Annotated in this window: 15 protein-coding genes; 2 read left to right on the plus strand and 13 right to left on the minus strand. The window is 40.9% G+C overall.

The features are described 5' to 3' along the window. The first annotated feature begins 148 nt into the window (after positions 1-148). Positions 149-331 carry a hypothetical protein gene (locus PHY14_00895; protein MDD2693471.1) on the plus strand — a complete coding sequence of 61 codons (183 nt, stop codon included), beginning with the start codon at positions 149-151 and terminating at the stop codon, positions 329-331. 78 nt (positions 332-409) lie between these two features. After that, on the plus strand, positions 410-709 hold the full coding sequence (locus tag PHY14_00900; protein ID MDD2693472.1) for an HNH endonuclease signature motif containing protein: 300 nt from the start codon (positions 410-412) through the stop codon (positions 707-709). Between the two features lie 47 nt (positions 710-756). On the opposite strand, the gene PHY14_00905 is transcribed toward PHY14_00900, so the two are convergent. The 13 genes from PHY14_00905 to PHY14_00965 form a co-directional block, all read right to left on the minus strand. Then, the gene (locus PHY14_00905) at positions 757-2,565 is read right to left on the minus strand and encodes a dephospho-CoA kinase (GenBank protein MDD2693473.1); all 1,809 of its coding nucleotides are present in this window, start codon (positions 2,563-2,565) and stop codon (positions 757-759) included. Positions 2,566-2,622: 57 nt separating this feature from the next. After that, positions 2,623-3,531 (minus strand): ribose-phosphate diphosphokinase, encoded by a 909-nt coding sequence (prs, locus tag PHY14_00910; protein ID MDD2693474.1) that lies wholly within the window; start codon positions 3,529-3,531, stop codon positions 2,623-2,625. Positions 3,532-3,544: 13 nt separating this feature from the next. Continuing rightward, the gene (locus PHY14_00915; GenBank protein MDD2693475.1) at positions 3,545-4,900 is read right to left on the minus strand and encodes a hypothetical protein; all 1,356 of its coding nucleotides are present in this window, start codon (positions 4,898-4,900) and stop codon (positions 3,545-3,547) included. Positions 4,901-4,936: 36 nt separating this feature from the next. Next, positions 4,937-5,533 carry an isochorismatase family protein gene (locus tag PHY14_00920; GenBank protein MDD2693476.1) on the minus strand — a complete coding sequence of 199 codons (597 nt, stop codon included), beginning with the start codon at positions 5,531-5,533 and terminating at the stop codon, positions 4,937-4,939. Positions 5,534-5,735: 202 nt separating this feature from the next. Further along, complete coding sequence (locus PHY14_00925; protein MDD2693477.1) at positions 5,736-6,191, minus strand: hypothetical protein; 456 nt, start codon at positions 6,189-6,191, stop codon at positions 5,736-5,738. Positions 6,192-6,222: 31 nt separating this feature from the next. Next, positions 6,223-7,623 (minus strand): F0F1 ATP synthase subunit beta, encoded by a 1,401-nt coding sequence (atpD, locus tag PHY14_00930; protein MDD2693478.1) that lies wholly within the window; start codon positions 7,621-7,623, stop codon positions 6,223-6,225. Positions 7,624-7,841: 218 nt separating this feature from the next. Next, positions 7,842-8,249 carry a ribonuclease HI family protein gene (locus PHY14_00935; protein MDD2693479.1) on the minus strand — a complete coding sequence of 136 codons (408 nt, stop codon included), beginning with the start codon at positions 8,247-8,249 and terminating at the stop codon, positions 7,842-7,844. A 2-nt stretch (positions 8,250-8,251) separates the two neighbouring features. Beyond that, positions 8,252-8,800, minus strand: a complete 549-nt coding sequence (locus PHY14_00940; GenBank protein ID MDD2693480.1) for a histidine phosphatase family protein — start codon at positions 8,798-8,800, stop codon at positions 8,252-8,254. A 92-nt stretch (positions 8,801-8,892) separates the two neighbouring features. After that, positions 8,893-9,807: an ATP synthase F1 subunit gamma gene (gene atpG / locus PHY14_00945; GenBank protein MDD2693481.1), complete on the minus strand. Its 915-nt coding sequence runs from the start codon at positions 9,805-9,807 to the stop codon at positions 8,893-8,895. 127 nt (positions 9,808-9,934) lie between these two features. Continuing rightward, the gene (gene atpA, locus PHY14_00950; GenBank protein ID MDD2693482.1) at positions 9,935-11,458 is read right to left on the minus strand and encodes a F0F1 ATP synthase subunit alpha; all 1,524 of its coding nucleotides are present in this window, start codon (positions 11,456-11,458) and stop codon (positions 9,935-9,937) included. Between the two features lie 51 nt (positions 11,459-11,509). After that, positions 11,510-11,863: a hypothetical protein gene (locus PHY14_00955; GenBank protein MDD2693483.1), complete on the minus strand. Its 354-nt coding sequence runs from the start codon at positions 11,861-11,863 to the stop codon at positions 11,510-11,512. Positions 11,864-11,878: 15 nt separating this feature from the next. Then, positions 11,879-12,358 carry an ATP synthase F0 subunit B gene (locus PHY14_00960; GenBank protein ID MDD2693484.1) on the minus strand — a complete coding sequence of 160 codons (480 nt, stop codon included), beginning with the start codon at positions 12,356-12,358 and terminating at the stop codon, positions 11,879-11,881. Between the two features lie 46 nt (positions 12,359-12,404). Then, positions 12,405-12,623, minus strand: a complete 219-nt coding sequence (locus PHY14_00965; protein ID MDD2693485.1) for a hypothetical protein — start codon at positions 12,621-12,623, stop codon at positions 12,405-12,407. Between the last annotated feature and the right edge of the window lie 61 nt (positions 12,624-12,684).

Genomic DNA, 12,684 nt, shown 5'->3' on the forward strand with positions numbered 1-12,684 from the left:
CCCAATATCTTGTATCTAAGAGCCATTTTTAACCACAAAAAAATGGCTCGTGATGGAGCTATTAGTTTCAGATATTGTTTAACGCAAGAACATGTTATCGAAAGTAATAAAGAAATCAAGTTTATTTCGTGGCTAACCCAAAAGTCCTATGAGCAAGATTCATCTTACTCCAGGTACAGAAACACCCCGTTCTGGTCAATACTGACTAGTATGACCTCGAGGTGGTACCGCGGGAAATGGAGAAATTACAGCCGTAAGGTGAAAGCCTCTCCCTCCTACTCCAAAACCTGGAATGACTTATGTATTAGTAGACCCCACTAAACATAAGTAGTTTAAATATCCCACATGAGTGGGATATTTAAACTTTACTCTGGTTGGCGCAATTTTTACTTCGTTACTATATATTTCTATGTTTACCAATTTTACTAAAACTTTTTCTGAATCTGAGAAGCTCGCTGTATGGAATAAGTGATGAGTAGATTCTCAGTATGATTCTAATATGTGGCGTTTTGATAAGTGCTGAGCTTGGATGAAGTTCTCTGACTACGGTAATAGAAACTCAAAATATGGCTGGGAAATTGACCATATAGTCCCTACTTCCAAAAACTGAAGTGATGATATATCAAACCTACAGCCTCTACGTTGGGAAAATAATGCCGCAAAAAGTGACGGACAACTTGTCTGTGCTGTCTGAACATGAAAATTCTAATATAGAGGAAATCATAAAAATAATTAACAACCATTTCTGATTGTTGATTATGAGAGTCCGGCGATTTCGCGACGTATATTTGCTATAAGATTGGTGGTGAGCCTATCAGCAGCCCACTCCGTCTTATATATCTTACCATCTTGTGCAAGAACTGGCTCGAGGAATTTCTCACGACGAGCCGTCTCGAATGCAAGACCAGACATCACTGGAGCAAACTCCGAACGAACATCTCAACCATAGATACGATATCGTTCCCATGACGAACCGAGGATAGCCATATCTACATCATGCATCACTCTCGATATGAGTCTCTCGGGAACATGGACACGCCCATGACGAGTTTCCTTGATGAGGTCTTCGATATCTTCGAGATGATTCATATTCACCCCATACTTCTCCAGATACCGAATCCAGATTCGAGCACTATTGGACTCATTGGTTCTGTATCGTTTTGGATCAACTGCATATTCGAGATCATGTCCGAGGAGTGCTCATCATATTTTCATAATTTCTTCGTCCGAGAGATCGAGATCGATCGCCATCTGAAAAAGTATTGTGAGGGATTCTACGATATGTTCCCAGGTATGATAGTACCTGTGTGACTCGTTGTATTTGGATTGTAAGAAATTCAGATGCTCACGCATATTTCCCTGTATTCCGAGCTTCGAGAGTATCCACGTTGCTCGGAGTTCTCCATATCGGTCAATCTGATTGAGGAGTTGGAAGAATGTTTTTCTTGTATCATAAGCATCCGTTCCATCTACAAGCTCGAGAGATCCATGTGATTCCTCATCAATCTGAGATTGTACCATCGATGAAACTTGTTCTCGTGATGGTTGGGACTGAATCATCGAAGCGATATATTCACGACCCACACTATCTCACTTTCGCTCATATCGTCGCATCAGTCGATCGATGCGTACGGATTCATTCGTATCGACGAAGAGAATATTGTTGTGAGCAAGACGAGAAAAAGAAAATCACTCCTTAATAATCCCATCGATGAGGATGATTCCCTGGAATCACTCAATCATATCACGATAGCGGAACTCGATAGCTTCTATCATGATGGCATCCAATTTTTGGAGTTGTTCAGTCTGAATATGTCCTGAAGCATCCTTGAGTTTCTCGCGGAGAATCATCTTATCAACCCAGTTGCCATCTGGAGAGATATCACTCCCAAAGGTGGCACGAAGTTTCTGTCTGACTCACTGGTAATATGGTTCATTGAGCGTTGTATAGATATCGAGTCAGACTTGGTCAAGTTCGATATATTTCACACCTATTCCCACATTTCGAGCTTGTTCCTCGAGAGAACGGGAAATCGTCGACTTCCCTGCTCACATACCTCCAGCGATATAGACTGGATATTGCGAGAGGAGCCTCGATGTGAGTGCTTCTTGTACATCAAGCGATACAACACTGCTTGGATTATGATTCGCCTTCATGAGCATCTTTGCAGCGGACGACGAAGCATATTTGAGTTCTTCATCTGCCCCAAAGAGAACTGTTTTAATTTCAGGATACTCTAGAGTGTTGAAGTGTTCAAGCTGTGCCTCTGCCAATTCATCGAGAGCATCTCTCTGTCCTCGTACCATTTTATAGATTCCATTCCGTTTCATCCATCTTGCGGTCGAACCAGGAATACGAACAACTGAGAGTGGATCAATCCCCTCTTTTCCTACTGCTGTCTGAAGGAGACGAACTCGTTCCTGGAGGGTAAATGCTGGAGATTTGCCAGGATTCACTGCAACACCTACCCGCACATCGAATTGTTCATTCGCACGAGCAATGATATCTTCATGTCCACGAGTCACGGGATCGAATGATCCCGGATAGAGTGCCGTCTGCTTCATAGAAATACAAGTTATGATTAATAATCAATATATATTATTTATATATTTGTCAATATCCTATTTCCTTCTGAGAATCTTCTCTATGAGTGGTGCGATCGATATTACTCGCATATTCACAAGTGCCTTCGCTCGATCGATATTTGCAGGAATAGTATCGGTTACCACGATTTCATCGAGCTCGCTCGCGAGACGGATATGTGAATCACTAGGAAAGACTCCATGAGGAGCAAATGCTCGAACCGAAGTAGCCCCCATAGCCCGAAGCATATGTGCCGTCTCGATAAGAGTCGCCCCTGTCTGAATGAGATCATCGATAATAATCACCTTTTTTCATTTTGGATCTCACTCTTTGAGTGTCACAATACGCTTCTCACCATCTCGAATCTTTCCACAGATAATACGAGGAACATCGGGAAATATATCCTTGAATCGCTTCGCAGCGCCATCATCCGGAAAAGCAATAACTTCTCACTTCTTAAGCTTCAAAAGTCCAGTTGTTGTATGAAGCTCTGCATTGATACGATCAGGATTGAAGAGTGATTGTTCTACGAGGGCATGAATATCGAAGATATGGACCGAATTCTTTGCATCACGTCCAGAAGGAAGCGAAGAGATGAGATGAGCAAAGGCATGCGCTGTCTCTGTCTCTCCTTTTCGCTCAACCCGTTCAGAAGTTCCCATCGGAAAATATGGGAGAATAATACGAACCTTGTCTGCGGTATTTTTTACGAGATTGAAAAGAGTATTATAGTGTTCAAAGAGCTCATCCGCCTGAGAAAAATCTCCAATATACGTCACATCACGATGTTCAATATCCTTTTTCACATTCGGAAATCGGAGATTTGGAGTGTTATCAGGAAATCGGAGAAATTCAGCACTTCCCTTCTCAAATCGCTTTGGATTATTTGTGACAACCGTATCAACTAAGGAATCAAAACGAGGATGTCCAAGAATTGTTTGTTTCATATTCAATTTTTTGTTATACCACAACCTTCTGACTCTCCATACCTTCAACACCAAATGTCCTCTTAAATAAATCTACCCTATCAGGGGAACCCATCGCTTTATTTGGATTATCTGAGAGCTTTACACAGGATGTCCATGTTCCATCTTTTCTCTGAACTGCATCGGGCTTGATCACCACCGAGAATGAACCAAATGGACCAAAATTCTCTTTTTCGCGAGGAAATAATCACTTGGTATTATTAGTGAGACCAGTTCCCCATCCGTACGTGAGCTTCCCCACCATTCAAGAACATTTTTCTGTAATATCTCGTATAGATGTTGCATCGAGTCCATCGCTCGGGATTCCCATCTTCTTGGATGGATCTTGTCCATTTGCAAGGAGAAAATTCACATATTCAGGAATTGCAATAATCGGATCCTTGGAATCAAATCGAGTTCCTACGTGTCCTTCGATGATATCCTTTGGAGCATTTTTGTAGTAAAAACTGGTTCCAAATGTATCTGGAAGAAGGATAGCAAGCTCCGGAAAATGAGCCATCCACTGTCTATCAACACTATACATTGTATCGATAATATCCTCTGGAGTATCCTGAAGTGCCGTCGGAATCATACGAAGTTCATGTGCATTCGTGCCACGAGGATTATTGTGTCCAAACTCACGAGCCAACATGACATTTGAAGTTCCAACACACTGATTTGGAAGCTCGTTCTGAAGTATCTCAAGTACTTGACGATGAATATCTGTACTCGCTGCCCTGCGGGTTCCAAATTCTGAAAATGTAATACGTGGATCAGCTTTCACAGTATCAATATCAGCATAGAGACGTCCCATAAGGCTATTCATAATACGATTCCATTCCACACTGGTAATCTTTGCTTTCTTTGTATACGAAGAAAGATAGAGACTATTCACAATCTTGAGTGCCAATATCTCCCACATCATAGATGTTGGCCAACTTCCCTCGAAAGAAAGGTTATATCCACCTATTCCATCCGACTCAAGGAGATAATCAGGCAAACGGAATGTTTCGAGGAATTTAAGTGTCTCTTCACGAAGAAGTGGGCGTCCACCTACTGATGTCATTCCACGAAGGTAAGAAATATCTGCAGGACTTACTCATGCAATCGAACGAGTAGCATCGAGTTGTGCACGGAATTCTGCTTCAGGGATAACATTTGCAAGTTGTATATCCTGGTTTCGCACTTTCATCTTCCAGCGCACATTCAAGTTCGCATATTCTGGATGAGCTAATATAAAATCAAGCATAAGAAACTTGTAGACATCGTTATTGAGGAGGCTCTGCACTTCTGCCTCATCTCGGGCAGGTGCAAAGGAATTTTGAAGTGTATATGGAAGTGAAGTGCGCATAGGATGAAAATTATGAAGTGTAATATTTACGTTTATTTAAGAGGAAATTTTTACTCACATATCTGCGAGTTCACGGAGCTTATCTTCTCCCGTTGGAAGATTTGGTACGTTGACCGCTGCAATTCATGAACGAAGAACTGTAACATCAAATCCAAGATTTTTCGCATCTCGTGCCGTTGCAAATACACAGAAGTCAGTGGCAAGTCAGACTATTTTTAGTACCTGAACATTCGATGCTCGGAGAATCTGTTCCAGTGAACGAGATGAAGAAAGGACTTCAAATCATTCTTTTTCATCACCCGAGAGTGCATCTACTCATTCAAAACCAGAATATCCATCATTACTATTTCGAAATCACTTGTATATCTCTGTATCAATCATACTAGAATCAATTCCATCTATATATGCTGCTCATGGAGTATTTGCAACACAGTGTACTGGCCAATTATCAAAGTGAAGTGTTTTCTCAGGGTGCCAATCGCGAGTTGCTATAATGAGTCATGATGCATTTTTTATAAGATTCATCTGTTCCTGGATGGAACTTGCTAAACCGCGTGCCCCATTCACTGCAAGGGATCCCCCTTCTGCAAAGTCGTTCTGGTAATCTACGACTATAAGTGCTGTATTGCTCATAGAAATAAAAGTAAGGATATAAAGGTGTAATTATTAAACTTATTAAGTGAGAAAATATTTAAGCCATCCATTGGCCTTTCTTTTATTAAGTGTTATATTTACACTTGTAAATATATGAAAAAATGATTACTTGTCAAAAAGAAATTGTAATTTTATTATTTCTTATATTTTCTTTCATAAAAAAATCCCGGAAAATCCGAGATTATTTACGACCACCTTGAGAGATATGATACTTGTGACTGAGCTGATGCATGGCAGAATACTTGAGAAGCTCATACTCGAGTTCGATGAGCCTATGTGGATCAACAGTAGCGCCATTTTCTTTTCGATATTCTTTGACAAGATTTTCTGCTTCTTTCTTCTGGGATTCAATATACTCAAGATCCGTGAGATTATCAGCATCCACAACAACATCCGCAACGATAGTACATACTTCAGGAGTGATATTGAGAACACCTCCACCAGTTGCATATTCTGCTGTGTGTGGCTTATTTCCAATGAAATACTCGACAAACATAACTCCTGGACGAATAGCCGAGAGAATCGGTTCATGTCCAGGAAGAACAGTGATCTCACCCGCCTCAGTCATGAGACGAATCTGAGAAAACTTCTCAGCTGAAAGAATATTTCCAGATGCTGAAGTAATAATAAGATTCATAATTTATAATTTTTCGAGAGATACAATAAGACTATTTTTCAGCAGTTTCTTTTTCGAATGCTGCCTTCACATCATCGATTGTCCCTTTATACATGAAGAATCGTTCCGCAATATGATCTACGTCACCTTCGATAATCATCTTGAATCCACGAATTGTATCATCGAGCTTCGCATATACACCTGGAGTACCTGTGAATTGCTCCGCAACGAAGAATGGCTGAGAAAAGAAACGTTGAATCTTACGTGCGCGAGATACGGTGAGCTTATCGTCTTCAGAAAGTTCATCCATACCGAGGATGGCAATGATATCCTGAAGTTCCTTATAACGTTGAAGGATTTTCTGACAGTTACGAGCCACATTGTAATGCTCTTCACCCACAACTTTCGGTGTGAGAACGGTAGAAGTAGAATCGAGTGGATCTACCGCAGGATAGATACCAAGTTCTGCAATGGAACGATTCAATACTACAGTTGAGTCAAGGTGAGCAAATGTGTTCGCTGGAGCCGGATCTGTGAGATCATCGGCTGGAACGTATACCGCCTGAACAGATGTAATCGAACCATTTTTTGTCGATGCAATACGTTCCTGAAGTGCACCCATATCTGTCGCGAGAGTTGGTTGGTACCCTACTGCAGATGGAATACGACCAAGAAGAGCAGAAATCTCAGAACCAGCTTGAGTAAAGCGGAAAATATTATCCACGAAGAGAAGAACATCACGCTTTTCTACATCACGGAAGTACTCAGCCATCGTGAGACCAGTGAGGGCTACACGAGCACGAGGTCCTGGCGCTTCGTTCATCTGTCCGAATACCATGGCAGTTTTGTCGATCACTCCTGAATCTTTCATTTCATGGTAGAGATCATTTCCTTCACGAGTACGTTCACCAACTCCAGCAACTACAGAATACCCGCCATGTTCTGATGCAATATTATGGATGAGTTCCTGCATGATCACTGTTTTTCCGACTCCGGCACCTCCGAAGAGACCTACTTTTCCTCCCTTCAACATCGGAGCAATAAGATCTACTACCTTGATACCTGTTTCGAATACTTCAGTCTTCGTAGAAAGTTCTTCAAAAGAAGGAGAAGAACGATGAATCGGATCTTTTCTTTCTGTTTTTGGAGCATCCATCTCATCGATCGGATCACCAAGCACATTGAACATACGACCAAGGACTCCATCACCAACTGGCACAGAAATAGGAGCACCAGTCGCAACTACCGTAAGTCCGCGCTTCACTCCATCTACAGGATTCATCGCAATTGTACGTACAACTCCATCTCCCAGTTGCTGTTGAACTTCGAGAATGAGTTTATGTGGAGCTCATTGAACTTCGAGCGCTTCATAAATCTCAGGAACCTTTCCTCCTGTGAATTCAACATCGACGACGACACCAATAATTTTTGTGATTATACCTGTATGAGACATAAGAAAATTGTGAATAATAAATTATGAATTATGAATTTCGAAACTTATTCAATAGGTCATAAAACCTGAAGAAGATGGCAATATCGAAACGTAAGAAATACCCATTTCCCGATTAACGCGCGAATTATATAGAAAGAAGGAAGAAATGCAAAGCAAAATATAGAGTTTTTTCTATGAAAACATTCTCCATAAATATTCTCATTCCCCCTATCCTCCAATTATCTCATTCATGAATCCATCGCCACATTCGAAAGTCGATCTGCTTCCTTATTTTGTTCACGAGGAATATGCGTAAAAGAAATGTGTCCACCCCACTTCCCTATTCTCTCCTGAATATCCAGAAATATTTCTTTTAATTGTGCATTTTTGATTTTATAATTGCCCGAAAGTTGTTCGATCACGAGTTTGGAATCAGCATACAATTCGATCTCCGTTGCTCCAAGCTCAATAGCGCGACTGATACCGAGGAGAACCGCAGTATATTCAGCAATATTATTCGTCGCAATACCCAAGGACTTATATCGACGTTCTATCACTTGTCCATCCGCTGACGACAAAAAAACTCCACACCCCGAAGGACCTGGATTTCCACGAGATCATCCATCTGTATAGACAATATATTTCATAACTATGCAAGATCTTCCAATTGAAGAAATTGTGGTGTAAGATAGTAAATAAATTTGAGAGTTCCGGGTTTGACATCTTTCCAGTCAGAACACTCAGGAAGCGAAAGTATGATAACTGATCATTTTTTCATCGACGGAACTGATTCACCAGAGAGAAATGCCGCAAAATCACTGAGATCGTCATTGTGTCCAACAATAACAAGAACATCACAATCTTTTTTTGTCTTCTTGACAATATTCATGTGAATATTCATCGCATTTCTCGTAGGAAGGATATTTTCATTATACAAATCGTCTACATATTCCACTGTATCAAGTGAGAATTTTTTGGCCAAATCAATAGCAGTACTCTTTGTACGAGCGGACGGACTCGCAACGATACGATTCGGCCTCACTCCAATAAGTCGCAAATAATTGGCAACCATTTTATTGGAGTTTTCGCCGATAGAACTCAAAGGCCTATCGAAATCTTCACCTTGCCATTCGTTTCGCTCGATTGCCTTTGCATGCCGTACGAGGATGATTTGTTTTTTCTTCAGATTACAAAACATACCCGACATTATACAAGAAATCCCCAAGAGTAAAGCTTGGAGATTTCTTTTTGCCTTGCATTTATCATTTATCATTTACAATTTATCATTTTCTAATTATCCTTCATACTTTCCACTCCGCTCACAATCTCAGAAACTTCTTTTGTGATAGCAGATTGACGAGTTTTATTATAGACAAGTGTAAGTCCAGCAGCTTTCTTATTTGCACTATCTTTTGCATTTTTCATAGCCACCATTCGAGCTGCATGTTCAGAAGCCTTCGCTTCCAATAATGTCTCATGGAAAATCGCATCGAAAATCATCGGGATAGTGAATGAGACAATCGTCTCAACATCTGGTTCAATCGTAAAGTCACCTTCATAGGAATCATTCTGATATTTCCCGCCAGCAACCCGTTCCAAGAAAGTGAATATCTCATCTTTTTGGACTGGAAATATTGGCTTCACCACGGGAAGCTGCGTAATAGCAGAAACGTAGTGATTATAAATCACAGAAATCTTTGAATATTTTCCCGTTTTCCATTCCTCGATAACCGTACGAACCATCCTTCGAGATTCCGCTGGAGTGAGTGGATCATCTATTTCATCAGAAAAATCGGCGAGAAGATTTTGCCCTGTACGGAGAATAAAGTCACGAGCTCGTTTTCCTATGGTAATATAGTCATATTCACGTGTATATGGAAGATCACCATCATCTCGGATATACTCTGTTGCCTTTTTGAAAATATTTACATTGTATCCTCCACAGAGTCCTTTTTGAGAGGCTACAAGAATGAGAAGTTCTTTTTTGGCATCTTTTGGAACATGTGAATATACACCAAGAATGTCATCATTTTTTGCGGTTTTTCCCAGTATAGAGAGAGTCGCAAGAGCAAATGGACGAAGTGAAAGAACACCATCTTGTGCCTTTTTCATCTTCACAGTAGAAATAAGCTCCATGGCTTTCGTGATTTTCCCTGTATTTTTGACGGATTTGATTCGAGATTTGATTTCTTTTCCTGATGCCATAAATAAGTAATTATTACTGTAATTTTGTCATTCTCCGCAAGGAGAATCTCTTATGAACTATCTCTTAAGATGATTTAAAAAGAGATTTCTCGACTTCATTTCATTTCGCTCGAAATGACAAAAGAAATTATTTCTTTTCCGTAAAAAGCTTTCCGAAGTTCTCGAGGAATTCCTTGAGTGATGCTTTTGTTTCATCAGAGAAATCACGGGATTCACGGATGGCTGTGAGAATCTTTTCTTCACGATCGAGTGCGAGATAGAGATCATGTTCATATTGACGAATCTGATCAACAGAAATATTGTCGAGATATCCATTTGAACCAGCGAAAATCATAGCAACTTGACGCTCGAAAGTCACCGGAGAATAAATATCTTGCTTGAGAATTTCTACCATACGTTTTCCACGTTCGAGTTGTTTTTTTGTATCTGCATCGAGATCAGAAGCAAACTGAGAAAAGGCTTCCAACTCACGATATTGTGCGAGAGTAAGTTTGAGTGTACCAGCATTTTTCTTCATCGCCTTTGTCTGGGCATCACCACCAACACGAGAAACAGAAAGCCCAACGTTAATAGCTGGTTTTACACCAGAATTGAAAAGTCCTGACTCGAGAAATATTTGTCCATCGGTAATGGAAATAACATTGGTTGGAACATATGCTGATACATCACCACCTTGAGTCTCAATAATCGGAAGTGCGGTCATAGAACCTGCACCAAGATCATCAGAAAGCTTCGCAGCACGCTCGAGAAGACGAGAGTGAAGATAGAATACATCTCCAGGATACGCTTCACGTCCTGGTGGACGACGAAGAAGAAGTGACATTTCACGATAGGCATTCGCATGTTTCGTGAGATCATCATAAATAATGAGTGCATGTTCTCCCTTGAACATGAAATATTCACCCATAGCAGCACCAGCAAATGGAGAAAGCCACTGCATCGCAGCAGGAGATGATGCACCCGCAGCAACAATGATTGTATAATCCATTGCACCTGCCTTGCGAAGTTCTTCCGCAATAGCAACCACTTTGGAATCTTTTTGTCCGATAGCAACATAGATACATTTCACACCATTTCCCTTCTGATTGAGGATAGTATCGATAGCAATCTGGGTTTTTCCTGTCTGACGATCACCAATAATCAATTCGCGTTGTCCACGTCCGATTGGTACCAGCGCATCAATCGCCTTGATACCAGTAGCCATTGGTTCATGAACATGCTTACGACTCATAACACCAGTAGCGACGAATTCTGCTGGACGATGCTCTGAAGCTTTAATTTCTCATTTTCCATCGATAGGATTTCCGAGTGGATCCACGACACGTCCGAGGAGTGCCTCGCCCACTGGAACTTCGAGGATTTTTCCTGTAGCAGTTGCTACCATTCCCTCATGAATTCCTTCGAATCCAGAAAGGATAACAATACCAACTGAGTGTTCTTCAAGATTCATGGCAACACCACGAGCACCAGATTCGAATGCCACTACTTCATTGTAGGCAACATTCTTGAGTCCGACGACTTTCGCGATACCATCACCGAGATAGACCACTTCTCCCGCATTCACTCTCGATGGAGAAAGATCGGCGGTATCAATCTCTCGTTCGAGAGATTTTATGAGGTCAGAAGCAAGCTGTACAGGAGATTGAGACATAAAAAGATATATTAGGTTTTAGATTTTAGATACGAAATACATATCTGAAAATTAACTATGAAAAAGATGGGAAAGTTTCTGAAATGATACTTCGACAATATCATCACCATAATGAAAACGGACGCCAGCAATAAGTTTTGGATTTTCTCGAAAAGTAATCGCATCCTGAGATCCTGAATATTCACTGAAATATTTTTTGCAAAAAGTCTCAGTATATTTCTTCAGAAGCACATCTTCGATTCCGGGCGCATATTCTACATAAGGAATCATCTCAGTAACCACGCGAGGATCTGAGAGAACTGCGCGATGTCCTACCTGGCGCAAAGAGTTCTTGTAGTTCCTCAGAACACGAAGCGTATCTGTGAGAAACTCGCGAGAATATGAAGAAAGTTTAGGGGTCGTCATAAAAAAATGGAAGAATTACGAGAGAGAAATATCTTTTGTCTGAGCCTTGAGAAATTCTGTGTGATCTTTTGTATTCTCACCAAAAATCTTTGCGTTCAATTTGAGTGCAATATCGACAATTTTCGTTCGGAGTTCATCTGCCATAACTTTGCGTTCATGATCTACATCAGCAAATCCCTTTGAACGCGCGACATCAGCATCAGCATGAGCCTTTGCAATAATCTCCGCACTTTCTTTTCGAGCATTTTCGAGAATCTCAGAAGCAGTCAATCGAGCATCGACTTTGGCTTGGTCGACGATATTCTCAGCCTGAGCATGCGCTTCTGTGACGATATGCGCAGATTTCTGAAGTTTCTCTTCGAGAGATTTTCTATTTTTCGCCTCTTCATCGAGATACTTGAGATATGGACGAAAAAAGTAAACCGAAAGAACTCCAATAACTATTGCAATATTGATCGTCTGGATAATAAATGTCGGAATATTGATGAGATCCATAAAAAAGGAAGGTTAGAAAGGAGAAAATCTCCTACAAGGAAAAAGACTACTTAATAAGAAAGAGAGCAAGAAACGCAAGAAGACCAAGGAGTTCGGCAAAGGCAAACGCCATAAGCATAGGAGTAAATACTTCCTTTGAAGCGGCTGGATTGCGTCCGATAGCATTGAGTGCAGCAGCACCAATAAGACCAATACCAATACCAGGACCGATGATGGCAATGAGAGCGATACCCTTAGCAAGAGCTACAGCTGAAGTTGGTTCCATAATAGAAAAGGAAAAAGGATAAATAAGAGTGTCCTGAAAGTCAGGATAGAATCTTCGAAGA

This window comes from Candidatus Gracilibacteria bacterium (genome assembly GCA_028687475.1).
Lineage (GTDB): Bacteria > Patescibacteriota > Gracilibacteria > BD1-5 > UBA2023 > STC-74.